20 protein-coding genes, 1 tRNA gene and 2 pseudogenes are annotated in these 25,947 nt (G+C 37.5%); 19 read left to right on the top strand and 4 right to left on the bottom strand.

What is annotated here, in order from left to right; genetic code table 11:
* Positions 1 to 11 precede the first annotated feature (11 nt).
* Positions 12 to 926, top strand: a complete 915-nt coding sequence (gene pstB / locus HX129_RS10125) for a phosphate ABC transporter ATP-binding protein PstB (RefSeq protein WP_130073232.1) — start codon at positions 12 to 14, stop codon at positions 924 to 926.
* A gap of 86 nt (positions 927 to 1,012) precedes the next feature.
* Here pstB and HX129_RS10120 read toward each other — a convergent pair whose 3' ends face one another.
* Positions 1,013 to 3,658, bottom strand: coding sequence for a Lon protease family protein (locus HX129_RS10120; protein ID WP_286434718.1), 2,646 nt, complete (start codon positions 3,656 to 3,658; stop codon positions 1,013 to 1,015).
* A 182-nt stretch (positions 3,659 to 3,840) separates the two neighbouring features.
* Here HX129_RS10120 and HX129_RS10115 point away from each other — a divergent pair, with 182 nt between their 5' ends.
* The 4 genes from HX129_RS10115 (at position 3,841) to rpmE (ending at position 8,301) form a co-directional block, all read left to right on the top strand.
* Positions 3,841 to 6,012, top strand: a complete 2,172-nt coding sequence (locus HX129_RS10115; RefSeq protein WP_502872640.1) for an AmpG family muropeptide MFS transporter — start codon at positions 3,841 to 3,843, stop codon at positions 6,010 to 6,012.
* A gap of 232 nt (positions 6,013 to 6,244) precedes the next feature.
* Complete coding sequence (gloA, locus tag HX129_RS10110) at positions 6,245 to 6,646, top strand: lactoylglutathione lyase (protein ID WP_286434717.1); 402 nt, start codon at positions 6,245 to 6,247, stop codon at positions 6,644 to 6,646.
* A gap of 207 nt (positions 6,647 to 6,853) precedes the next feature.
* Positions 6,854 to 7,852, top strand: a complete 999-nt coding sequence (locus HX129_RS10105; RefSeq protein ID WP_286434716.1) for a bile acid:sodium symporter family protein — start codon at positions 6,854 to 6,856, stop codon at positions 7,850 to 7,852.
* A 221-nt stretch (positions 7,853 to 8,073) separates the two neighbouring features.
* Positions 8,074 to 8,301 (top strand): 50S ribosomal protein L31, encoded by a 228-nt coding sequence (gene rpmE / locus HX129_RS10100; protein WP_130073236.1) that lies wholly within the window; start codon positions 8,074 to 8,076, stop codon positions 8,299 to 8,301.
* Positions 8,302 to 8,399: 98 nt separating this feature from the next.
* Here the strand turns inward: rpmE and HX129_RS10095 are convergent, their stop codons facing one another.
* Genes HX129_RS10095 through epmB form a run of 3 tightly spaced genes read right to left on the bottom strand, consistent with a single transcriptional unit; the run spans position 8,400 to position 13,420 of the window.
* The gene (locus HX129_RS10095) at positions 8,400 to 10,640 is read right to left on the bottom strand and encodes an EAL domain-containing protein (RefSeq protein WP_286434715.1); all 2,241 of its coding nucleotides are present in this window, start codon (positions 10,638 to 10,640) and stop codon (positions 8,400 to 8,402) included.
* Complete coding sequence (locus HX129_RS10090) at positions 10,622 to 12,376, bottom strand: cyclic-di-GMP receptor FimW-related protein (protein ID WP_286434714.1); 1,755 nt, start codon at positions 12,374 to 12,376, stop codon at positions 10,622 to 10,624. The genes HX129_RS10095 and HX129_RS10090 overlap by 19 nt, the downstream gene beginning before the upstream one ends.
* Before the next feature lie 27 nt (positions 12,377 to 12,403).
* Entirely contained in the window at positions 12,404 to 13,420 is a 1,017-nt protein-coding gene (epmB, locus tag HX129_RS10085; RefSeq protein WP_130073239.1) for an EF-P beta-lysylation protein EpmB, read from the bottom strand.
* A 373-nt stretch (positions 13,421 to 13,793) separates the two neighbouring features.
* Here epmB and efp point away from each other — a divergent pair, with 373 nt between their 5' ends.
* The 14 genes and pseudogenes from efp to HX129_RS10015 form a co-directional block, all read left to right on the top strand.
* Positions 13,794 to 14,363 (top strand): elongation factor P, encoded by a 570-nt coding sequence (gene efp / locus HX129_RS10080; protein WP_130073240.1) that lies wholly within the window; start codon positions 13,794 to 13,796, stop codon positions 14,361 to 14,363.
* Positions 14,364 to 14,690: 327 nt separating this feature from the next.
* Positions 14,691 to 16,793 (top strand): carbon starvation CstA family protein, encoded by a 2,103-nt coding sequence (locus HX129_RS10075; RefSeq protein ID WP_130073241.1) that lies wholly within the window; start codon positions 14,691 to 14,693, stop codon positions 16,791 to 16,793.
* Positions 16,794 to 16,812: 19 nt separating this feature from the next.
* Positions 16,813 to 17,115 (top strand): YbdD/YjiX family protein, encoded by a 303-nt coding sequence (locus HX129_RS10070; protein WP_130073242.1) that lies wholly within the window; start codon positions 16,813 to 16,815, stop codon positions 17,113 to 17,115.
* Between the two features lie 170 nt (positions 17,116 to 17,285).
* The gene (locus HX129_RS10065; protein ID WP_286434713.1) at positions 17,286 to 18,245 is read left to right on the top strand and encodes an AAA family ATPase; all 960 of its coding nucleotides are present in this window, start codon (positions 17,286 to 17,288) and stop codon (positions 18,243 to 18,245) included.
* A gap of 11 nt (positions 18,246 to 18,256) precedes the next feature.
* Positions 18,257 to 19,195 carry a BatD family protein gene (locus HX129_RS10060; protein WP_286434712.1) on the top strand — a complete coding sequence of 313 codons (939 nt, stop codon included), beginning with the start codon at positions 18,257 to 18,259 and terminating at the stop codon, positions 19,193 to 19,195.
* 11 nt (positions 19,196 to 19,206) lie between these two features.
* The gene (locus tag HX129_RS10055; RefSeq protein ID WP_286434711.1) at positions 19,207 to 21,201 is read left to right on the top strand and encodes a transglutaminase TgpA family protein; all 1,995 of its coding nucleotides are present in this window, start codon (positions 19,207 to 19,209) and stop codon (positions 21,199 to 21,201) included.
* A 50-nt stretch (positions 21,202 to 21,251) separates the two neighbouring features.
* Positions 21,252 to 21,328: transfer RNA gene (locus tag HX129_RS10050), tRNA-Val, on the top strand.
* A 181-nt stretch (positions 21,329 to 21,509) separates the two neighbouring features.
* Positions 21,510 to 22,714, top strand: a pseudogene (locus HX129_RS10045) (tyrosine-type recombinase/integrase).
* A gap of 150 nt (positions 22,715 to 22,864) precedes the next feature.
* Entirely contained in the window at positions 22,865 to 23,752 is an 888-nt protein-coding gene (locus HX129_RS10040; protein ID WP_286434710.1) for a DUF6387 family protein, read from the top strand.
* 132 nt (positions 23,753 to 23,884) lie between these two features.
* On the top strand, positions 23,885 to 24,094 hold the full coding sequence (locus tag HX129_RS10035; protein ID WP_286434709.1) for a transcriptional regulator: 210 nt from the start codon (positions 23,885 to 23,887) through the stop codon (positions 24,092 to 24,094).
* 3 nt (positions 24,095 to 24,097) lie between these two features.
* Positions 24,098 to 24,481, top strand: a complete 384-nt coding sequence (locus tag HX129_RS10030) for a hypothetical protein (RefSeq protein ID WP_286434708.1) — start codon at positions 24,098 to 24,100, stop codon at positions 24,479 to 24,481.
* Entirely contained in the window at positions 24,478 to 25,191 is a 714-nt protein-coding gene (locus tag HX129_RS10025; RefSeq protein ID WP_286434707.1) for a phage antirepressor KilAC domain-containing protein, read from the top strand. The genes HX129_RS10030 and HX129_RS10025 overlap by 4 nt, the downstream gene beginning before the upstream one ends.
* Positions 25,188 to 25,403, top strand: a complete 216-nt coding sequence (locus tag HX129_RS10020; RefSeq protein ID WP_286434706.1) for a helix-turn-helix domain-containing protein — start codon at positions 25,188 to 25,190, stop codon at positions 25,401 to 25,403. Before HX129_RS10025 ends, HX129_RS10020 begins: the two co-directional genes overlap by 4 nt.
* A pseudogene (locus HX129_RS10015) lies at positions 25,400 to 25,936 on the top strand (BRO-N domain-containing protein); the annotation flags it as partial. The gene HX129_RS10020 and the pseudogene HX129_RS10015, both read left to right, overlap by 4 nt.
* Between the last annotated feature and the right edge of the window lie 11 nt (positions 25,937 to 25,947).

Raw genomic sequence — 25,947 nt, 5'->3', positions numbered from 1 at the left:
GAGAACAAACTATGAGTATTCTAGATATTAAAAATTCCTTAGAAAAGGATCCGTCAGTGAATCAAGATCACACACAATATACGTCTCAACAAACTGAGCAAAAACGTCCAACGACTTCGTTCGTTTCACAATTTGACTCAAATAGCAGCTCTAAAAAAGAACCAGCGACAACTGTAAAAATCAGTGCTGAAGATACCCATGTTTATTATGGTGATTTTGAAGCAATTAAAGGAATTGACTTAAAAATCTATGAGAATGAAGTCATTGCATTTATTGGACCATCAGGTTGTGGTAAATCAACATTCTTACGTACACTTAATCGTATGAATGACACCATTGATGGTTGCCGTGTTACGGGTAAAGTGACCTTAGATAATCAAGATATCTATGATCCAAACCTTGATGTGGTGCTACTTCGTGCACAAGTTGGGATGGTTTTCCAAAAACCAAACCCATTTCCAAAATCAATTTTTGACAATGTCGCATATGGTCCAAAACTACATGGTTTGGCACGTGATAAATACGATATGGAAGAAATTGTTGAAAATAGTTTGCGTAAAGCAGGTCTATGGGATGAAGTAAAAGATCGTTTAAACCAACCAGGTACAGGTTTATCAGGTGGTCAGCAACAACGTTTGTGTATTGCACGTACCATTGCGGTGAGTCCTGAAGTGATTTTGATGGATGAACCATGTTCTGCACTAGATCCAATTGCAACGGCAAAAGTGGAAGAGTTAATTTCTGAGTTGTCTAATCAATATACCATTGCAATCGTGACTCACTCGATGCAACAAGCTGCACGTGTATCTGACCGTACAGCATATTTCCATTTGGGTGATTTGATTGAAGTCAATTCAACTGAAAAAGTATTTACGCAACCAGATCATCAATTAACAGAAGCTTATATTACAGGTCGTTTTGGTTAATCATGTCGTTTTAGAATTGACTAAATTAATAAAAAAGCCCCTGCATTGATCAGGGGCTTTGTTTATGGACTTAACTTTATGACTTTTTAGTCTGCTTCTGCTTGCGTCATAGTATTTGCTTCAGCCATCACTTCATCCTTGCTTTCAATAGATGATTCAACGGCTTTTTTCTTGGCAGATTTTTCTTTATTTTTCTTCTTTTTTTTGTTCTTTTTCTTTGGCTCTTCCTCGATTTCGACACCATCTTCAAGTGCTTGCCAATATTCAAGTTGAGCCATTACTGCTGCATAAATCGAGCCTTTGCTATAACGACCTTTTTTATCGAGTGTGCCGACAGGGCGTGCCATTAAAATTTCTAAGGCTTGGTCAATGGTATCAATCGCATGAATGTGAAATTGTCCTTGTGTCACGGCATCAATCACATCTTGTCTAAGCATTAAATGCTGCATGTTTTGACGAGGAATAATCACGCCTTGTTTGCCTGTGAAGCCTTGTAATTTACAAGCATCAAAGAAGCCTTCGATTTTGGCATTCACACCGCCAATTGGTTGTACTTGACCGAGTTGGTTCATTGAACCCGTAATCGCCCAAGATTGGTCAATCGGCAGTTGGCTGATCGCAGAAATGAGTGCAGATAATTCGGCAACCGTTGCACTATCACCATCCACTTGACCATAGCTTTGTTCAAAGGCAAGTGCAGCAGAGAAATGTAAAATTTGTTCACGACCAAAATGTGCTTTAAGGAAACTCGACATGAGTAACACACCTTTGGCATGGAGTGAACCACCGAGTTCTACACTGCGTTCGATGTCTAAAATATCTCCGCCGCCTTGATAGACTGAGGCAGTTAGGCGTGAAGGTAAGCCAAATTCAACATCGGCATATTGAATCACTGAAAGTGCATTGATTTGTCCTAAACGGTGACCTTTGGTTTCAATCAGTTGTGTCCCACGTGATAGATCTTGCCAATATAATTCTCTTAAATAGCCTAAGCGATATTGACGATGTTTTAATGCGGTATTGATATGCTGCGCTGTCACCATTTTTTCTTGTTGCTGTACAGCATGGTGATGTGATTCACGAATCAAATCACCTAAAGTCGAAGCATGTAGCGATAAGGAGCTTTGGTCTTCTGCTTGGCGGCTCGAATCTGTCAGTAGTGCAGATAAGGCAGAGCGGTCAAAAGGCAATAATTTATCTTGCTGAACATAATCAGCAATCAATTGCATATAGGCTTGTTCATTTTCATCATTGCGTTGCAACGTGTCTGTGAAATCAGCACGAATTTTAAATACACTGCCTAATTCGGGTTCTACTTCTAAAATCTCATAATAAATTTCAGGTTCAGCCATTAAAATAACTTTGAGATTCAGAGGAATAGATGCAGGCTCAATGGAAATACTGCCGGTTAACGTCAGCATATGCTCAAGCGATGAAAGTTTGAGTTGTCCAGATTTTAAAGCACGTTTTAAACCTTGCCATGCATAGGGTTGTTCAAGCAGCTGTTCTGCTTCAAGCATCAAAAAACCGCCATTGGCTTGGTGTAAAGTGCCAGGGCGAATCAAGGTGAAATCTGTGGTAATGGTGCCATTTTGCGTGAGTTGTTCTACATGACCCAACAAATTGTAATGGGTTGGGAAATCTTCAAAGATGACGGGTGCACCTGAATTGGCTTTATTACTAATCACTACATTGGCTTGATAGCGGGCAGGTACTCGATTAAATAAAGAAGGAGAAAACTCAACACCTTCTTGGTCAATCACCGTTTCAACATTGTCGATGATATCTTGTGCGTACAGTTTTAAGTATTGTTCTAAACCTTGCACAGCCTCAAATTTATTTAAAATTTGTTCCATACGTGGAATGATGACTTGTTTAGCAATATCACGGTTGAGCTCGGACACTTGGTCGCGAGCATCATCTTCAAGGTCGCCAAGTTGTAAGCCTAGACGTTCCAGTTTTTTATCCATATAGCGAATATTGGCATTGATTTCTGAACGTTCTTTATTGCTGAGTGCATTCATGTCTTCTTGCGACATTTCTTGAATTTTGTCATCCACATAATGCACAGGTACAAACATATGCTCATCATGGCGATTGATGAGTTTTAAATCTAAAACTTCACCTTCTTTGGTGAGTTCAACCAAAGCTTGTTGTTGTTCATTGCCTGTAATTTGACGAATTTGTTCAATGCGATTGTGATAGGTTTCAGCACTAAAACGACGTTCAAGTTGTTTTAAAATGGTTTGCCAAGCTTGATGCAGTAACGTTTGGAATTTAATGCCTTGTCCTGCGGGAAAACAGAGAGCCAAAGGCTGACGTGCATTTTTAAAATTATTGACATAAACCCAGTCATCAGGGGTTGGCATGGTTTTGGCGTGTTGTTGAAGTAAACGCTTAATCATGGTGCGTTTACCTAAACCTGCCGTGCCGACTGCAAAAATATTGTAGCCTGAATAAGGTAGGGCAATACCTGCTTCAACCGAAGCACGAGCGCGATCTTGACCTAAGAAATTATTTAGCGGTTTAATGCGTTTGGTGGAAAATGGAATATTGGAACTGTTGGGAATATGCGTCAGTTGTTCAGGTTTTAAGGCTGTTTTCGTCAAGGTATTTTGAATTTCCGTCTGGTCAAAGACTGAAGTTAAAGTGGATTCGATTTGTTTTGAATGATTTGTTGTGGTTACAGTTGAAACAGTGGTTGAACTTAATTGGTCGTGTCTTTGGGTCACAGGTGAAATCCAAAACTAAATAGAAGTTGAAAGCTTTAAGGTATACAGGTTTACCCTAAAAGATCAAGCATTGATGTTGTAAATAACAACAAATTTGCAGCTTGGTTTCATAAAAGTGATTGAAACCATTTGCATTAAGCGGTTGAATAGCATTATTTCATTTTGCAGAAAATAACAACCGAATGTCTACGCAAAACTCAGCTCAATTGCCTGAGCAAAAAACAGGCTGGAAATCTGCTTTCCAAGCATTTTTAGATCGCCGTGCTTTGATCATGTTGTTCCTTGGTTTTTCAGCAGGGATACCGATTCTACTGATCTTTTCAAGTTTGTCTTTGTGGTTAGGTGAAGCAGGCATTGATAAAAGTGCGGTGACTTTTTTTAGTTGGGCTGCTCTCGGCTATTCATTTAAATTTGTGTGGGCACCCTTAATTGATGAAATTCCACTGCCTATACTGACCAAAAAATTAGGACGTAGACGTGCTTGGTTGTTAATGGCACAAATCCTGATTATTTGTGCGATTTGTATTATGGCGTTTTCTGACCCTGCGCTTGGGCAGAGTTATTTATATCAGATGGCTGCAGGTGCAGTTTTACTCGGTTTCTCTGCTGCAACACAAGATATTGTGATTGATGCCTATCGTATTGAGCTGGCTGAAACAGAAATGCAAACAGTTTTGGCATCTACTTATAATGCAGGTTATCGCATTGGGATGATTATTGCTGGTGCGGGTGCATTATTTTTAGCGGCTAAACTGGGCACAGCCAAAGGTAATTATATTTATGAGGCGTGGAAATATACCTATTTAGCCATGGCTGCGGTGATGTGTGTAGGGATTGTGACCACATTAAGCATACGCGAGCCGCAGGTAAATCGTGTACATAAAGATTATCAGCGTACAGATTATTTCCGTTTGGTTGCTGTTTTTTTTGTGGCGGTCAGTAGTTTTGTAGCCAGTTACATTTTATCAGGTTGGTTTACATCTGCTTTAATTGAACAATTCACCATTAAAGACAGTTTCTTATTATTTGCGGTGGAAGCAATCCGTTTCATTGGTTCAGGTGCAGTTGCTGTTTTTGCCGCCTATCTATTGATTCAGTTGGGCGCTGTGAACAAGCAAATGGCACATGAAACATGGGTGAATCCAATTGCAGACTTCTTTCAGCGTTATGGGGTCAAACTTGCATTAGTTTTATTGTTATTGATTGGTTTTTATCGTATTTCTGACATCATTGCAGGTGTTATTTCGAATGTGTATTACCAAGATTTAAACTTTACGAAAGAACAAATTGCTGAAGCAGTTAAAATTTATGGCGTGATCTTTAGTTTGGTTGGTGGTTTTTTAGGTGGTTTGCTTGCTCAACGTATGAATATCATGAAATTGATGTTTGTCGGCGCCGTACTTGCGAGCTCAACCAATTTGATTTTTATTGGTTTAGTCAAATCAGGCAAACCGATGGATCAAGTGACTGTGCAAGTGGGGCAGCAACAATTTCAAGCCACACCTGATGAAGTCGGGTATTGGAAAGTTCAAGTGCCGAGTCAAGCTTTAGCTGCAGCATCTGAGTTAAAAATTAGTTCACATTATCAAGACCAATCAGAACGTGTTCATGTGACGATGCCCTATTTACAGGATAATGGCACAGCACAAATTCAACTATTGCCGATCAGCAGCGATAACACGCTCTCGCAGGTTGAGTTAAAGCAAAATATTGTCGTTAAAGGACAATTACTTGGTGTAGATGCGGCAGGTTTAGTGGATGAACAACCCATTACTTTAAAACTGGATACGCAAGAATTCCCTGCAAAATTAGACAAAGATGGGGTCTTTACAGGTTCAATTGACGCGCAAACTTTGCAAAACTCTCCGACTAAAACCATTACAGCTTCAGTGAATTTTAAACAGGCAAGTGAACCGCTTAGTACACAAACAGGTTATAAAATTGCTGAGACGCAAAGTACTTTAGCGATGGATGTCAATCCTATTCAAGCAGTCAAAGTAAATGGTGATGATAGCGTTGAAATTAAAGGGAAGCTGATTGAACCGTATAGCTCAGGTTGGTTATATTTTGCAATTATTGTGGATAATATGGCATCAGGTTTGGCAGGTGCAGCATTTATCGCTTTCCTTTCTAGTTTGACCAGTGTTTCATTTACAGCAGTGCAATATGCGATTTTTAGCTCGTTAATGACTTTAACACCGAAAATTTTAGGCGGGTATTCAGGGACGATCGTGAGTAATATTGGTTATCCAAAATTTTTCTTGATGACCACATTTATTGGTATTCCGATCTTAATTTTGGTGGTTTGGGTGGCGAAGCTGTTAAAAGAGCATCAACAGTCACATCATTCCTAACATATGCATTTTAGTCACTAAGTTATTTTTTATTTTAATGATGAGCTCATTTTATCCGATGATGAAATGAGCTTTTTTATGTGCAGATGATGAGGATAGGGCAACTCACTTTTTCATGCTTAATAAATAGCAAATAGGTGTGTATTCTCATCGTACTCTAAGGCTATAAATTGAAATTTTAGTCAGTTTTGCCTATATTGATCTTAATGATTTCACCAACGGGAATACAATGATGCGCATGCTACATACCATGTTACGTGTAGGCAATTTAGAACAATCGTTAAAGTTCTATACTGAAGTACTTGGAATGACATTGCTTCGTAAACGTGACTATGAGGAAGGTCGTTTTACTTTAGCTTTTGTGGGTTATGGTGATGAAGAAAATCATACCGTACTTGAGTTAACTCATAATTGGGATACGACAAGTTATGAATTAGGCAATGCCTATGGTCATATTGCGATTGCTGTCGATGATGCTTATCAAGCATGTGAAACAATCAAAGCTCGTGGGGGCAATGTGGTACGTGAAGCTGGTCCAATGAAAGGCGGCGTGACTGTAATTGCCTTTGTAGAAGATCCAGATGGTTATAAAATCGAGTTAATTCAACAAGACTCTAATGCACGCAATAATTAAGTTATCACGACTTTTATATTTGGTTCATGATGAGATTTAAAACACTTTCATTAATGCTTAAGTGTCAGAATTAAATAGTGAACATTTAGTGTAAAAAGTAGCTTAATTTGCTGAGCTCAGTAGGATTAAAGTTTACCTTTAGGTAAATTCATCTTGCTGAGCTTTTTTAATGCCGATCCAATTCATAGATAAGACAGGATGTTCACAATGAATATGTTAAAAATACTAGCCTTAGACCGCTTCACCATTCTTTTAATTGTGATGGTGGTTTTAGCGACTTTTTTGCCTGTTCATGGGCAAGTTGCAGATATTTTTGGCAAAATTACCACGATTGCGATCGCCATTTTATTCTTTTTGCATGGCGCTAAGTTGTCTAGAGAAGCGATTATAGAAGGGGTGTTGCATTGGAGATTACATGCAGTGGTTTTTGCATTTACCTTTGCTGTCTTTCCAATTTTGGGTTTATTGGCTAAACCAATTTTATTGCCACTACTTGGACAAGCGTTATATTGGGGCTTCCTGTTTATGTGTTTTTTACCCTCTACAGTACAGTCATCGATTGCTTTTACCTCTGTTGCCAAAGGAAATGTAGCAGCAGCAGTTTGTAGTGCATCCTTTTCTAATTTAATTGGTATGTTTATTACCCCAATTTTAGTGAGTTTTTTTATTTTTGGTCAGTCTAAACATGACTATGATCCAACCTCATCGATTATTGAAATTACTTTGCTATTACTTGTACCCTTTATTGCAGGACAGTTACTACGACCTTATGTATTTCCATATATGCAAAAAGTACCGAGTATAGTACGTACTTTTGACCAAGGAACCATTTTAATGGTGGTCTACGGTGCATTTAGTGGTGCAGTGGTGGCAGGGTTGTGGCATCAAGTGAGCTGGACTACGTTGTTTTATTTAACATTAGTATGTTCAGTTTTTTTGACCCTCATTATGCTTTTGGCATTTTATATTCCAAAATGGTTGGGCTTTAACAAACAAGATCAGATCGCAATTTTCTTCTGCAGTTCGAAGAAAACGCTGGCTAGTGGTGTGCCGATGGCGCAAATTTTATTTATTGGACAGCCGCTTGGGATGATTGTATTGCCCATTATGATTTTTCATCAGATTCAGTTAATGGTTTGTGGTGTGATTGCAAACTATTGGTCTAAGCGTAATCGTACAGTAAAAGAACAAGAATCGGGATGGTGATTTAATTATTCGCATATTTATAAAAATTGCCGTATAATACTGTCCACTTGTTGTGCTTAGCTCTGACACTTATAGTCTCGGTGGGCTCAAAAGAAATGGTCTGTTATGGTGTTAGCCTGTTGAATTAATTTTTTAATTTATTCAACCTTGCCTCAGCATTTAAGCTGAGAGTGGTTAATTGCGATGACAGCAAAACCTTTCTTAACTTAGGAGAATCGACCATGCGTGCCGATATTCACCCAAAATACGAAAAATTAGTTGCTACTTGTTCATGCGGTAACGTCATCGAAACTCGTTCTGCTTTAGGTAAAGAAACAATTTACCTAGACGTATGTTCTGCTTGTCACCCATTCTATACTGGTAAACAGAAGAATGTTGACACTGGCGGTCGTATCGACAAATTCAAACAACGTTTTGCAGGTATGTCACGTTCTATCAAACGTGGTTAATACAGCAAAACCAAAAAAACGGGCATTTGCCCGTTTTTTTATGACTCTATATTGAGTTTAAAATCGGGTTTATCGTAATATCCCCGATTTTTGAATAGTTATTGATCTTGTACGTCTGTCAATTGATCCAATTTCTTTTGGAAGTATTCACCCTGTAAGAAACGTACATCTACATTCCATGCATTTGCAAAAGAGTTCATATCATCTAAATGAGTCAATAAAAACTCTACAGGTCTGATTTCTATATATTTATGAATCATTTCTTGCAATGATTGCGTTGTGGGCTCTTTGTCTAGCATATGTGTATATTTTTCATCTAGGGTGAAATGGGTAATATCACTTTGCTTTAAGATCGCTTCGCTTGAAATCGTAGAACCAAAACGACGAATTGCAATATCAGCGCCATATTCACGTAGTATCGCAATATTTTTTTGTGCTTCAATGATGTTTTTAGCAATATCCTCTTCATCAAACTGTAGAATAATAGGATACGCTGTTCGACTTCCAACAATGGTAATGAGCTTAGCAATAAGTTCAGGGAATTGTTTGTCATGGAATAAAACATGGCGGTTTAAATTAACAATGATTTTTGCCGTCGGGCATTGATGGATAAAGTTATGTAGTTGCTTACAGGCTTCAACCAAAATCCAACGGTCTAATTTAATGGATAATTCAACGTCATCATCGAGTTCAACCAAATTGCTGATTTTTTTCCAGTGATTCTCATAAATAAAACCACTTGTGACTTCATAAGTATACAGATTGGTATCTTGTTTATCATAAAGTTGTTGGTATTTAATACGAATTTCACCTTGTTCTAATTTTTCCGCAATTTGGCGTAGAATAGGTGAATCTGTGAGTTGTACTGTGGTCGGTACAATTTTTTCTTCAGCGATGCTTGGCGTTTCTAGACTGATATTTGCTGTTGGTATTATTTGAATATCTTGTGCCAGTGTTATGCTTTCTAATGCGGGGATATTGTATGGTGCGGTTTCTTCAAGACGAATTTCTTCATGCAGCAATGGGGTCAGTTCAATTTGTGTAGTGTGTAGAGACGCACTCATTTGTAAATCTGATTCAGATGGTTGAGTTGACAATCGTGAATTATACGCTTGAATCAATAATGCGGAAAAATGCGCTTCATTAAACTGATCTGTGTCAATCACAGCACAACCAATTTTTAGATAAAATTGATAAGTTTTTTGATCAATTTCAAGTAACTGGGGTTTTTGCAAAACGTTTAAGTTAGAGATGCGTGATTCTAATAATGTATCCGAACCTGCTTGTAATAGAATACCATAGACACCAACATCAATTTTAAGAACAGTTTGATTGGTTTGTTCTTTGATAAATTTTTGAATTCCTTCAAAGTAACGTGAAATATTTTGCCAAGTTAAATTGAGAACTTCATTTGGGCATTGTGCCAAACTAAACACAATCAGCGCATTTACTTTAGCAGGTTGGTCAATCATCGCACGTTGAAGCTGTGAAAAAGTTTGAGCCCTTGTAGAGGCATGTCCTGCCACTTGATCGTTTTGAGAAGACATTTCAATCGTGAGATGTAAGACATCTTCTTCTGAACCTGGTAAAAACTCAATTTTTAAAGGATTTTGTGTTTTTGCATTTTGGTTGAGAGTTTGAATATCAAAACGTGCGTAATCGAACTGTCCTTGGGTAATTTTCTTAAAACGATTTTTAAAATCGTTCAAATCTTCAGGTTTTAAAATATCTAAAACAGGCAAACCAATAATATCATCTTCACGTTTTAAACCGAAAAGTTGTAAATATTCAGGGTTTGCTTGCGTATGTATACCTTCCTCAAGTACAGCACAGGCTTTATGTTGTTCTTCAACTAAGCTTTGTGCTTGGGTCTTGGCACTTTCTAAGTCTTTGAGTAAGTGTTGTTTAGACTGAAGCGCACGACTATAAGATAATGCACGGACTAAGCTGATATAACAATGCTCAGGTGCTGTTAAATCGATAATGTCATAGATCCCTTTATGAATAAAATATTCATATTGTTCAGGTTGATACTCTGTTGGGCGTAATAAAATGACAGGAATATTGATTTGTTCAGAGTTTTGAATCAAGGTGATGACTTGTTCCATTTTTAAATCATAAGCACGACCAAAAATGATTAAATCCCAAGACGTATTGAGTTGTTTTTCAAAACTTTTTAAGTCATCTAATAGCAGACCTTGTGCTAAATGTTCTTTACTTGCAAAAAGTTCCATTAATGAATTATATCGAATTTGATTATCATCAATAATCAGTACTCGTGTTTCAGAGAGTTTTAACTTTTTAGATAATAATAAATTTCTCACTTCAAACTGTCCCATAAGTCATGATGATTTGAATCATATAATTGTTGTTGGATATACTGGTCAATCAAGAGCTGCTCTTCATCATTGAGCAATTCAAAATCAAACTGCACAAAACTCTGTGAAATAAATAAGGACTTCAATAAATACACTTTAATTTCTTGATGATTAAAACGTAAGTGCAACGCTTGTTGTTCTTTAAAATTCGGTAAATTCGGTAAAATTAAAGATAATTTTGTCAGTTCATCTTGATCTGTTTGTACCAATAAACAAGGTTGATAAATATAACTATTAATCTCAGAAGGTACTTTAATAGCACAAGGATAGATATCCTGTGACAAAATTTCCACGCCGACCTCATAGCTTTTGTGCTCGGCTTGTTTAATCCAACGAATGACTGCACATTTCCATTTATTTTGTTGTGTTTCACTGACTAAAATCAGTTCACCTGTACGTAAATTTTTCGGTACTTCACCTGACCAAGCAATACGATAACCATTAATACTGATATCTAAGACTTCGGCTTGATAAATTTGTTTAACTTCACGGTCAAGCTGCTTAATTTTTTGCGTTTGCGAGGTATCATGCGCGTTATTTGAAATATTGCCTTGTAAATTGGTTTCGGATCTAAAACTGAAATTTTGTTTGAGTTGTAAGGTTTCATCAAAATTCTTAGCATGAGACAAATAAAAATGTGCAGTTTGTAAGGTAAAGCAAATTTCTAACTGTGCAGAATATTCATAACGTTCATGTTGACGTTCAGAGTGAGTCCCTAACACATTGAGAACATGAAACTTTAAAGCTGAGGATAAATGATCTTTTTCATTTGCAGACAAATATGCAGATTCATTTTGAATCGTGTCATTAATATGTTCAAGTAATTGTTGCGTTGAAATAAAAACATTGGGCTTAAAATCTTCATGATGCTTACGATTGTAAATCGGAGAGTGGTCTTTGCTCGTATCTACAATATAGCGAGAAAGTGAACTTTCACGGGGTAAAATTTGTGCTAATTTCGCCCAATCTAGACTGCATTCATAAAGTGCCTGAATCTCATTTGGACGAATCTGATGCGTATTAAATACATCTAATAACAAAACTTGCGCATAAGCTTGTTGGATGTTTTGCACAGAAAAATGTGTACCCTGTAAATGATTGACATTAATGAGCAGCTCATTATTTTTCAATGCCAATTCATATAGTTGATGAATGGTTTGCCACTGATGAGAAAGTGCAGGGCTATATAACATTTGCTGTTGGGTTAATAACAATCCTAGTTGTTGTAAAGCATAATAATTTGCTAAAATACGTGCCGTTTTAAAACTACGATTTTGAGCAAATTTCAAAATCGAATATTTTTGCTGTGTAAGTTGTTGTGAACTACGGTGTGCAATATTGACATAAATTTTCACAAAAAAAGCGCGCATCAAAGTGGTGAGCTCAATAATGTGCTCATTGCGATCAGAATGTGATAAGCCTTGATCTAGAAAGTATTTTTCTAAACCAATGAGCACATTTTCGATGCTCGGATGCAATACTTGCAATAAATCAAAACGTAAAGTTTCTGAGCAATTTAATTCTGCAATTTCATACATCGCATTTAACAAAGCTTCAGACGTATCTCCTAACTTCATGATGGATAAGCCTGACACCCATTGGTGCAGTGCTTCTACTGAAGCCGAGGAGAAGCTTAACTGTTCACGATTTAAAACCGTTGAAGAGTGGAAAATATTGGAAATTTCCTTATTTATCATATTTATATTAAACTCATTTAAAGAAATCTAAAAAGTTATAGCCCCAAACAGCGGTGTTTTATTTTTCTCTCCCGCAATCTCTCGAACCAACTTTGGAACTAAATATCCAGGGAGGTTGGCCAGAAGATCTGTATAAATCTGATCAATGGTATCTGCTTGTAGATCAAAGTGATGTGCACCTTTAACTTTGTCTAATACATGTAAATAATACGGTAATACACCTGCCTCAAACAAGCGTTGACTGAGTTCAACCAACACTTCTGTGGAATCATTCACACCTTTAAGCAACACAGATTGGTTTAAAACCAAAACTTGCTGTTGAACCAAACTTGAAAGTTTACTACAAGTCGTTGAATCAAGTTCCGCAGCATGATTAGCATGCACCACTAGGATGACACGTAGCCGACTGTTTTTCAATAAGTAAGTTAATTCCTCATCGATTCTTTCAGGAATAACAATCGGGACACGTGAGTGAATTCTTAAAATCTTAATTTGTTGCAAAGATTCAAGACGTTCTAACCATAGTGCTAATTTACGATTAGATAAAGTCAGCGGATCTCCACCACTTAAAATCACTTCATTAATGTCAGGATGATTGAGTAAGTAATTTTTGATATGCTGCCAATCCTCATTTTTAGGTAAATTCTCTTGATAGGGAAAATGACGGCGGAAGCAATAACGACAATGTATTGCACATGCGCCTGTCAGGGTCAATAAAAAACGAGATTTGTATTTATGTAATACCCCAGCTAATTGATTGGCAGCTTCTTCCCCCAAAGGATCTGTAACAAAGCCCGCATGTTCTTCAAGTTCTAAATGATGTGGCAAAACTTGCAATAGGAGTGGGTCGAATGGATTCGACTTTTGCATTTTTGCAACAAAAGCACGTGGCACACGTAATTTAAACTGTTCACTGGCTAAAATTGCGCCTGATAACAATTGTTCAGGTGAAAGTTGTAAAATATCGAGCAGCTCATGAGGATCAGTAATTAACTGATTCATTTGAGATTGCCAGTTTTGCTCTTGGTATAAATAGTTTATCATGCCACATACTAGTTGAAAAAGTTGAGGGTCAAACACGGTTTCACATCGTGATGCTGTATAAAACCTTGAAAATGGATATAAATGTGTAACGAATTAATGTATCGTTCCTAGTTTTACATCCCAGCAAGAGTTGATTTTAACGTGAACAAGATCAAGGATAAATAGTGTTTATTTGTGTCTGTATGCATGATGATCAGCCAGTTTTACAGTGTAACAGAAGAATTTAACATTGCTTCATGACTACTTGCTCATTTACAATATTCTAAAATGACAATTTTAGCTTTTGCTAAGCACTTTTTTTGTTGTTGTACGTTCTCTAACACGGTTTGGACTGTGTTAATAGATTAAGATTAAAGTTTGGAGTGAGCCTTTCATGGCCTATTATTCTACAAATGATTTCAAGTCAGGCCTTAAGGTCATGCTTGACGGTAACCCATGCGCAATCATGGAAAATGAATACGTTAAACCTGGTAAAGGTCAAGCGTTTAACCGTGTAAAATTACGTAACTTACGTTCTGGTAAAGTTTTAGAAAAAACTTTTAAATCAGGCGACTCATTAGAAGCTGCAGACATCGTAGAAGTTGAAATGGACTATCTATATAACGATGGTGAAATGTGGAACTTCATGGATCCTGTAACATTTGAACAGATCGCTGCAGATAAAACTGCAATGGGTGATGCTGCAAAATGGTTAAAAGATGATTCAAATGAAAAATGTACGATCATGTTGTTCAATGGCGTACCTTTAACAGTGAATGCACCAAACTTCGTGGTGTTAAAAATTGTTGAAACTGATCCAGGTGTTCGTGGTGATACATCTGGCGGTGGCGGTAAACCTGCGAAACTTGAAACAGGTGCTGTGGTACGTGTTCCATTATTCGTACAGCAAGAAGAAAGCGTTCGTGTAGATACCCGTACAGGTGATTATTTAGAACGTGCATAATCGTTGAAAAATAGATTATGATCGAAGGGATGATGAAAATCATCCCTTTTTTATTGGGATATTTTCAGAATGCAAATGATTTTGAATCAACTTGTGTATGGAAAGGTATAAGGATTTTACTAAAAGGCATAAATTGTTCGGTACACTCAAAGTCAACGTCATCATCTAGTCATGCTAAATGGGCATATTAGAGCCAATTTGTATGCCAAAGTCGTAGATGAAAATAAAAAATCAAGGAGTAAAGTCATCAGGGAAATGGATCACATAAACTGTATTACGTACATAAAAACAAAGGAATTGCTTTTGTAATCAAGATGTGAGGTATGAATGGAAAATATTCAAAAAAAATCAGGACCATTATCAAAACTGATATGGGTTATCGTTGCGATCGTAGGCGCAATCTCATTTGGAATTTTAGCTGTAAGTCGAGGTGAACATGTCAATGCTGTATGGTTAGTTTTAGCTGCCATTTGTGTGTATAGCATTGCTTATCGTTTTTATAGTTTATTTATTGCAAATAAAGTCTTTGAACTTAATCCCAGACGTCTCACACCTGCACACCGTTTGGCAGATGGCTTGGATTATGTTCCTACCAATAAATATGTGTTATTCGGACACCATTTTGCAGCGATTGCAGGTGCAGGACCTTTAGTCGGTCCGATTCTTGCTGCACAAATGGGTTATTTACCTGGCACAATCTGGCTTCTCGTCGGTGTTGTGCTTGCAGGGGCAGTACAAGATTTCTTGGTTTTGTTCATTTCGACACGCCGTGATGGTCGTTCACTCGGTGAAATGGCAAAACAGGAACTCGGTTCATTTGCTGGTGTCATCGTTATGCTTGGTGCTTTAGGGGTAATGATCATTATCCTTGCAGTCTTGGCATTGGTGGTCGTGAAGGCATTAACCAATAGTCCATGGGGTGTTTTCAGTATTGCTGCAACCATTCCTATTGCCATTTTTATGGGCATTTATATGCGTTATCTGCGTCCGGGAAAAATCGCAGAAGTGTCGATTATTGGTTTTGTGTTAATGATGGCAGCCATTATTTATGGTGGTGATGTCGCGGCACACCCATATTGGGGGCCATTGTTTACCTTGACTGGTACGCAGTTAACATGGGCATTGATCATTTATGGTTTTATTGCATCGGTTCTACCAGTTTGGTTGTTGTTAGCACCACGTGATTATTTATCCACCTTCTTAAAGATCGGTGTGATTGCAGGTTTAGCAATTGGTATCATGGTGGCGATGCCAATGTTAAAAATGCCATCAACAACGCATTTTGTTGATGGTACAGGTCCTGTCTTTGCAGGTTCAATGTTCCCATTCTTATTCATCACCATTGCCTGTGGTGCGATTTCAGGTTTCCATGCTCTAGTTTCTTCAGGTACAACCCCGAAATTGGTCGACAATGAAGTGAATATTCGTGTCATCGGTTATGGTGGTATGTTGATGGAATCATTTGTCGCAGTCATGGCGATGATCTGTGCAACGGTACTTGAGCCGGGTGTATATTTTGCAATTAATGCACCTGCTGCCGTACTGGGTACAACGGTTGAGTCTGCTGCGGAAGCTGTGCGTAACTTAGGTTTTGTGGTGACACCAGAAACTTTAACGCTTTTAGCTAAAGAGGTTGGTGAAACAACGATTCTTTCTCGTACAGGGGGGGCACCCACTTTTGCGATTGGGATGGCACACATCATTACGGAGATTTTTAATAACCGTTCAATGATGGCATTTTGGTATCACTTTGCAATTTTATTCGAAGCATTGTTTATTTTAACTGCTGTAGATGCTGGTACTCGAGCTTGTCGTTTTATGGTGCAAGATACAGTTGGTATCGTGGTTCCTGCACTTAAAAATTCACACAACTTTGTTGGGAATATGCTAGGAACTGCCGTTGCAGTAGCAGGTTGGGGGTTCTTCGTTTACCAAGGTGTGGTCGATCCACTCGGTGGTATTAACAGCTTATGGCCACTATTTGGTATTGGTAACCAAATGCTTGCGGCGATGGCATTGACTCTAGGTACGGTCATCTTGTTTAAAATGAAGAAAGAAAAATATGTGTGGGTGACGATTCTCCCAACTATTTTCTTAATCATTACTTGTATGACTGCAGGTTGGCAAAAAATCTTCCATGAAAATCCGAAAATCGGTTTCTTGGCACAAGCCAATAAATTCTCTGATGCAATTGCCAAAGGTGAGATTTTAAAACCTGCTAAAACACTGGAAGAAATGCAAACCATTGTATTTTCAAATCAAATTAATGCAGCTTTATGTGCATTCTTTATGATTGTGGCGATTATTATGATTTTTGCTGCGATTGGTGTGATTCGTCGTGCCTTAGCGAGTCCAACACCAACCGTAAATGAAGCGCCTGCGGTTTATGCAGACCCTGAAGATACGGTTGTAACTTCAGCGAAACATTAATGTTTGAGAGGTAAGTCAGATGAATCTTAAATTTGCCAAAAGTGGTAAAACGGTGATTTATAAAATCATCAAAATGACCATCATGTCGCAAAAAGACCTGATTTTTAATCCCAAAAACTGGTCGAGAATCGCAACTTTGTGGACACGTTTGCAGCAGAGTTTTCGGTTAATGGTGGGCGTGCCTGATTATCAAAATTATCTGGAGCATATGAAAAAGCACCATCCTGATATGGATGCGATGGATGAAAAAACCTTTCATCGTTATTGTGTCGATGCACGCTATCCATCGGCAAAAGGTGGTTTGAAGAAGTGTCCTTGTTAATCATTTATGATTAGTTCGCATGAAATGAATGGCATCGTAAGATGCCGTTTTAATTAGCGCTCTATACAAACACTATGTAAAGTTGAAGTCATTATTGTATTCGCTTTGAGTATTCCTTAAAACCGTGTATGTTAATCAAATTGCTTAAAATTTTTATTGGGGAATAAAAAGTGATTTGGGGAAAAACTACACCAAAAGTTATAGAACAAAATAAGACAAATGAACATTTAGATTTAGGTGCATACTACCCAAAAATTGATCAATTCTTAACAAAAATCAATCGTATTATTTTAGATAAGCCTCAACAAACAAAACTTGCTTTGTGCAGCCTACTCGCAGGTGGGCATTTATTATTTGAAGACTTGCCAGGGTTGGGGAAGACGACACTCGCGAGTAGTTTGTCACGCCTTGCTGGCTTAGATTTTCAACGCATTCAATTTACCAATGATATGCTGGCAAGTGATGTGATAGGGATTAATATGTTTAACCAAAAAGAACATCAATTTGAGTTTAAATATGGTCCTATTTTCACGCAAATATTATTAGCAGATGAAATTAACCGTTGTAGTCCTAAAACTCAAAGTGCACTGTTAGAGGCAATGGAGGAGGGTAATGTTACGGTCGATGGAACACGTTATGAATTACCCAAACCATTTTGGGTCATTGCCACACAAAACCCATTATTCCAGAGTGGAACCTACAGCCTACCTGAATCTCAACTCGATCGATTTCTCATGCGACTATCCTTGGGCTATCTATCACGTGCTGCGGAAAAGAGCTTATTACAGCAGGATTCACGACAGAATTTGATTAGCCAATTGCAATCTATTTTTGAACAGCAGGAAATTTTGCAATTACAAAGTCATGCCAATAAAATTACAATAAATGATTTGGTTTTTGATTATATACTTGATTTGGCGGAAGAAACTCGTAAAGGTCGTCATGGCTTATCTACACGTGGACTTTTGGCATTAAAGAAAGCAGCTCAAGCATATGCACTGATTGAAAAACGTCGGTTTGTCATTACGGATGATGTGCAAGCGGTATTTGTGGCTGTGGTTTCGCATCGAATTGGATTGGGTGACGCAGAAACACAGGCATTGATGCAAAAAGTTGCAGTAAAAGGTTGACAGGACTGACCATGTTAAAAGAAAGGTTTGTCCGCTGGCTACATTTGCGTTTTCGCTATACAGGCATCCGTACATTAAAACAAAATGAAGTCCTAGTTTTTATCTACCAACAAGGCTTTTTATATCTGGTCTTAATATTCATCACTTTTATAGCGGGAATCAACTATGCCAATAACCTGATTTTAGCTTTCTGTTTTTTAATCAGTGCGATTTTGTGTATCAGTTTTTATTTGAGTTTTAAGCAGTTGCATGGTGTTACTTTGCAAGTTGTGGTCGATGAAGTTGGCAAAGTTAATGAAGTTTTTAAGGTTAAAATTATTTTGCAACAAGCACAGGCAAGCACAAAGTATTTAAATTTTAAAATCAGTGATCCTGAGTACAAAGCATCAAATAAGGATGCTCAAATTCATAGTTTTTTATTTCAAGACAAACAACAAAGCTTTGAAATCCATTTGATCCCAGATCAGCGTGGTCAATTAAAAATCCCACCGATTCAAATTTATTCTACGTATCCGCTCGGTTTGGTGCGTGCGTGGACCTATATTTATTTAACTGAAAACTATTGGGTCGCACCTGAAGCTCAAGCTTTTTCACAGAATTTGCAGCACTTTTCACATACAGGTGACCCTGATTTAGATGAGTTTAAGGAACTGCGTAACTTTAAGTTGGGAGATTCTTTGCAAAGCGTTTCGTGGAAACAAGCAGCTCGTGGGCAGGGACTATTTGTTAAACAATTTGAAGATTTGGTGGATCAGTATGTGATGCAGATTGAATATCATCAAATGCCGAGTGCAGACCATGAAAAAAAACTGAGTTTTATGATGGAGTTGGTAGATCAATGTGAGCATTCTCAAACGCCGTATTGCGTGATTTTACCGCATGCACAGATTGAGCAAGGTGTTGGTGAGCGACATTATATTCAAGTCAAAACTTTGTTGGCACAGGCTTAGGGGTGTTGAACATGAATAAATCCATTCAAATTTCCATTCTGTGTGCATTGGGTTTAATTTGGTTAGCACAAGTGGCATTTATGCCGATCGCATTGTCGATTTTATTTTTGCTGAATATTATGGGTTTGGCAGCGTATTATCATAAAAAAAATCAGCATGAAATTTTTGATTTCCCCAAATATCCCAAAATTATTTTTGCTGTTTTAGCTTTAGTGATTATCTATTTAGATGCTGGAACATTTTTGGGTGTGGAGGCAGGCACTGCTGTTTTATCGACTTTTTTATTTGCTAAAGCTTTAGAAACGAAAAGTAAACGAGATTTTATTATTCTGTTTAATTTTGCATTATTTGTGAGTGCAAGTTTATTTTTACACAGTCAAGCCTTTTGGATGGCATTATTGGTTTTATGTTGTTTAATCAGTTGTTTGGTTGGGCTTTATCGAGTGCAAACGGTAAATTTTGAAACTTCACAGCCTGTATTAAAATCGCTTAAAACAGATGCTTTACATATTTTAAAATTTATTGGTTTGGCATTGCCATTTTTTATTTTACTGTTCCTGTTTTTCCCACGATTACCGCCACTTTGGCAGATTCCTATTCCACAAAATAAAGCAGTGACAGGACTTAGTGATAGCATGTCACCTGGTGATCTCGCGGAGTTATCGCAGTCAAGTGCTTTGGCTTTTCGTATTATTGGTAATATGCAAGCATTACCAGCACGCTCTGAACTGTATTGGCGGGCAATGGTGTTAGATCATTATGATGGTACACGTTGGACCAGTAGTTTTGTGAATCAACAAGTAAAATCGACGCCATCTCTTGTGGCAAATATAGGATTTGATTATCAATATTTGCCCAGTGATCCAAGTCAAACGTGGATTACTGCTTTAGAAAAATCAGTGCCAACGGGAAATAAATATATTTTGCGTGAAGATTGGTCAATTATTCCACGGCGTATGGTGCAGCGAACGCAACCCATTCAGTTGCAATGGATTGGGAGTGATGGGTTTGATGTAGAAAATGGCGTAATAAGCCAACATATGCTAAAGAATAGTTTGAATTATCCTTTAGATCGTGATGTACAAGCGCAGAAGCTAGCACAAAAATTATATCAACAAAGCCAACACAACCCTGAACGATATATTCATAATGTATTGAATTGGTATAAAAAAGAAAAATTTGTTTATACCCTTGCACCAGGAAAGTTAGCGAATAATCGTATGGATGAGTTTTTATTTCAATCCAAACAAGGTTTTTGTGAACATTATGCTGCAAGCTTTACATTGCTGATGCGTTATGTTGGCATTCCTGCCCGTGTGGTGACAGGTTATCAAGGTGGAGAACTTGCCCCCGATGGGCAAAGTTGGGAGGTCCGTCAACTCGATGCACATGCGTGGACGGAAGTTTATGTACAAGGGAAGTGGCACCGTATTGACCCTACAGCAATCATTGCACCAATGCGGGTGGATAATGGCATGCAAAATATGATGAAGGATGATCAGGTGATTTTTGGGGATACGCATTATTCGAGTTTAAAATTACAACATTCTTCGATTTTGCGTAGTTTCAGAGTGTGGAGTGATTACGCAAGCTTTCAGTGGCAAAGTAAAGTCGTGGGTTATGATGCCGAGAAGCAAAATAGTTGGATGAAAAAACTAGGTTTAACATCAAGCTACAGTTTTGGCTTGGTTTTAATTTTGGGAATGATGGGACTGTTGTTGCTCTATTGGGGAGTGAACAAAGTTTTAAATATTCAAAAAATGTCGACTGTGGAAAGACTCATTTTGAACTTTAACCGCCAATTAGATGTGCACCATCAAAAAGCGATCTCTGAAACTTTTCAACAGTGGATGAGTCGTTTGTCTCAGCAGTCACAGCGAGCAGAACTGTTTATGCAGACCAATGAGATGTTTCAAAAAATTGTGTATTTAGCTGATAAAAATCAAAATGATATTCAGAAATTTAAATTTTTGCTTAAAGAGTGTGCGAATGATTTAAAGAGATGAAATTAATACTTGTCAGATGATAGAAAAATGAATAGTATTCTCAGCACCTCAGGTTTATAGCTCAGTTGGTTAGAGCGCTACGTTGACATCGTAGAGGTCACCAGTTCGAATCTGGTTAAACCTACCAAATTCCTAAAATCGTATAAACTTATATAGTCTTATATGTATATTAAAGCCTTGAATTATAACGATTCAAGGCTTTTTTATGTCCTCTTATAACCTATCTTAAACTCATATAGCAATAGAATCCGTGTACACAGTGGTGTACACTGAAAGACTACCTTAACTCAGTGTACAGGGTTGTGAGTGTGAAAAGACAAGATATTAAGAAAAGACCTTTATCCGATACAGTTCTAGATAGTTTAGAACCCGAAGACAAAGAATATCGGGAGCTTGACGGCAATGGCTTATATTTTCGTGTACAACCCAATGGCAAAAAGGCTTGGCTATTTCGCTATAAAAAAGACAACGGTAAATGGTCATGGCTTGGGCTTGGTACTTATCCAACTATAAAAGGAGCTTTAGCGAGAAAGAAAGCTGCTGAGTTCTCCGAAAAGATTTCTAACGGCGAATCATTAACGACCAAAAATATGGTTAAACAACAAAATATAGAAAATGAAAATCTACGTTTCAAAGTTTTAATGTTTGACTGGTTAGATACTAAAAAATCCAATTGGGGGACTGACACTTATGATAAGGCAGTGAAGTCGATCAAACGTCATATCATACCTGAGTTTGGGGAAAGGGATTTTACAGCCATATCACCAAAAGAATGGTTTGATTTTTTTCAGGGTTTGCAACGTGATTTAGAATATATACCCAAGTTGAGAAATTAACCTCGTATGTCCGTAATGCTTATGATTGGGCTAAGTTCCAAGAGAAAATTGTATTTAATCCACTGGAGGGCATCACTAGGCATTTAGACAAGAATAACGGCGGTAATATGAAATTTGTTGAAATGAACGAATTTCCATCTTTGATCCATGCGATTAGAAGATACCCTAAAAGAGATATGGCAATCGGTTTGGAACTATTTGCCTTGTTATTCCCTCGTCCTGTAGAGCTAAGGTATGCCACTTGGGAACAATTTGATTTTGATCAAGCTGTATGGATTAAGCCAGCCGAAATTATGAAAAAGGATATTGCTCATGCAGTACCTTTACCTAAACAAGCAATTAAGCTGTTAAAAGAATTAGAAACGTATCGGACTGAATCAAATCTATTGTTTGCAGGGAGGGGTAGTCTAACCGAGCCAGTGTCAGACAATACATTCAATCAGGCTTTAAACCGTTTAGGTTATCAAGGGCGACAAAACCCACATGGCTTTAGACATATCGCCAGTACACAGTTAAATAATAAATTCAGTGATAAAGAGCAGGTTGTAGAAGCGTGTTTGGCACACCTGAAAAAAGGCGTGAAAGGGGTATATGACAAAGGCGCACATTTTGAGGAGCGTATAGGAATGATGCAGTGGTGGGCAGATGAAATAGATCGTATGACGAATACGCCGTAATATGTCGCAGTAAATAGCCTTATATATTCTTATTTAACCTTTTATCGTTTATATTCATATTGCTAAGTCTAGGTTGATCCCCGAAAGTCAGATACCCAATCTGATTGGCTTAGCCTTGTCTATTTTTTGGGATGCTGTGGGAGGCAAAACTTGAGAACTATAATTAGATCAAGCGATTTATTACCGCCATTATTTAGTATTGATAGATATACAGATATGGACAGGCTTTCTGCAAATACATGGTTTCATTTATTAGAAGCTCGTTTTTTAATTCATCATGAAATACTTGAGGGTAGAGGCTTAGAGTTTTGGCTTGGAAAAGATGAATTAAATACTGATGAAGAACAAGAAGCTACCACACTACTGCTTGAGTATTTTTTTAAAAATCCTCTAAATCCAAACTTATCAATAAATTATAAAAAGCAAAATGGTGAAACTATTTGTATTCAAATAAGTGACCCTGAAAGCAACGGTTTTAAGAAAAATCATTTGCCAGTATCTGAATTTTATGCAAAAGACTTTGATTTGATACATTCAATGGTAAATAGTTTTGGTGGAAAATTTACTGATGATGATAAATCTATTTTAGAGGTGGTTGAGCCTTTATTTTCAGAAGAATATATCTTTGTTAACTACCCTATCACAATAAACCCTTACTATCCTGACCATGTACTTATTGATGAATTCAAAAAAATGCTGACCAAAATTAGAAGTAAGAGGTCTAAAAATAATTCAAAATATAAGTCAATTTCGTATAAAGATTTAATCAATTGGGCATCTTACAGATTACTTCCTTACTTAGATTTAAAGTTGCTAGAAATTTATGAGGGTATAAAAATAACCAATCCAGTAATTTGTTCTGTCCTTTATCCAAGGGGTGAGTACGGCGAAGATAATTTGCGTAAAAGTGTAGAACCATTGAGGCAAAAGTTATTAACTCAGATAGGTTTTGATAGTGCTGATGGAGTAAACGAAGTCAGTATCTTTGATTCCTTATGCTATTTAGCGTTTCATGAAAAAGCTCAAACGGAAAAATAAAACCTTTAAAATTTCCGTAAAAAAATAATATTAATAAATTGCGGATTATTATTTCTAAATCTCATTCCTTTAAAGCTATATAAGACATAAACATACTAGCTCCACGTTATACAACTATGTGGAGCTAAACACATGCAACCCATCCGAGTTACATTCAATCAAACATGCGAGTTATTAAGTATTAAGCGCAATGCTTTACGTGAACTCACATTGAATGACCCTACATTCCCGAAACCATACAAGGCAGGTACAACACGCCAAGCACCTGTCTATTTTGACTATGCCCAATTGATCGAATGGCATAACAATCAAATGAAAAGCCTTGCTGTAATGGAGGCTTAATCCATGACTAAAAATCAAATCAAAGCCATTGGTTTAACTGCCAGTCGTCAATTAAATGTCATCCAAAAGGACGTTTATAACCGTGATTTAGTCACAGCAATTAATCATGAACAGTTAAAAGAAGTATCTGCATCACTGGACGATCTATACAGCGTACTCGATACGTTCTATGAGCGTAACCTCAAATCATGCTTTACAGAGGCAATGGAATACACCGAGCTTATTAAAAAACATATTGATGCCTTAGCTGAATACATCCGACCAACTCGACTTAAGACCGTTCATATATCACCTAAGCAAATCGTTCAAATGCTTGATACAGAGCAACAAGCAATGCACCACCTTTCTACGTTACTGGACCAAATCAAAGTGGGAGAAAAAGCATGAATCAACTTGTGAATTTACCTACTGTGACAATGAACGGTATCCAAATTGCTGACTTAGTTGAATCTGAACCTCGTGCAGTAAATCTGTCAATTGAGCGTTTAGCTAAAAAAGGAGTTATTCAACTTCCTCCAATGGTGAAAGTTGAGAATAAACAATCAACTAGCCCAAATAGATTTGCAAATGTCTATGAGTTTTCAGGTGAACAAGGTAAACGTGATTCAATTATTGTGGTTGCTCAATTATGCCCAGAGTTCACAGCTCGTTTAGTCGATCGTTGGCAAGAACTAGAGAACCAACCTAAATCATATAATGTCGATTTGAATAACCCTCATGCACTGCGTAAGGCATTGCTTGAATATACAGAACAGGTCATCGAGCTTGAGCATAAAAATTTAGGCTTAGAACAATCTATTCAAACCATCACCCAAACACCTGCAGGTGTGAAGTTCCAACAGGCTTGTAAGATTCTCAATATCAAACGTCATGTATTGGCTGAATGGCTTTCTAAGCATGGTTGGGATAGACGATTGAATAATGCACGTGCATCGACCTACTACAGCCAAGAACGTGGCTATTGTGAAACTAAATACGAGGAAGTGGTAAAGGTTAAAACCAATGGTGAGCTTGGCAGCTATACCCGGATCGAATTTTTTATTCTGCCGAAAGGAATGCAGATCCTCGTTAAACATTTTGGGAGTACTGCAGCATGAGTACAAACCATCAAACCCAAGTTTTAGCCCACCTCAAACAAGGTAAAACCTTGAGCCAAGCCGAAGCAATCTATCATTTTGATTGCTATCGCCTGAGTGCGGTAATTAAACGCCTACGCAATTCAGGTCATGACATTGTGACCCACCAAGAGCCGAACTTAAACAACAAAGGCACACATGCTCGATATGAATTAAATGAGGTGCAAATATGAACCCATCTATTTTTAATTTTAATGAACACGGCGTTCGAGTTGTTTATGGTGCAAATGGTGAACCTTTGTTTTGTTTACCTGATGTTTGTAAGGTGATGAATATTTCTCGCTCATCTGACTTGGTACAAGTATCAAAGGGGTATGTTAAAAACGAAACCCCTAAGCGACAAGGAGCATTAAACCCTACTGGAGTGCATAAAATTCGCATTTCAACTAATGGCGGTATGCAAGAACTCGCTTTTATTAATGAAGAAAACTTATATCGAGTTATCTTTCGATCCAACAAGCCCCAAGCATTGAACTTCCAAAATTGGGTATTTGCAGAGGTATTACCGACAATTCGTAAGACTGGCAGTTATTCAGCACGACAAACTGCTTATGAGGAATTAAACCGCCTTTGTATGCAAGAAAAGGTATCAAAGGATAAAGGTACTTTTCACAGTCACGGTATGCACCGCCGTAAACACGAAAAATACTTAAATGCCAAACGTATCGAAACATGTAAGGCAAATATTCAACTTGGTTTTGAGGGGGGTTACACAAT

Source organism: Acinetobacter sp. 251-1, from assembly GCF_030329305.1.
Classification (GTDB): Bacteria; Pseudomonadota; Gammaproteobacteria; order Pseudomonadales; family Moraxellaceae; genus Acinetobacter; species Acinetobacter piscicola_A.
This window is presented reverse-complemented; position numbering and strand designations above follow the sequence as displayed.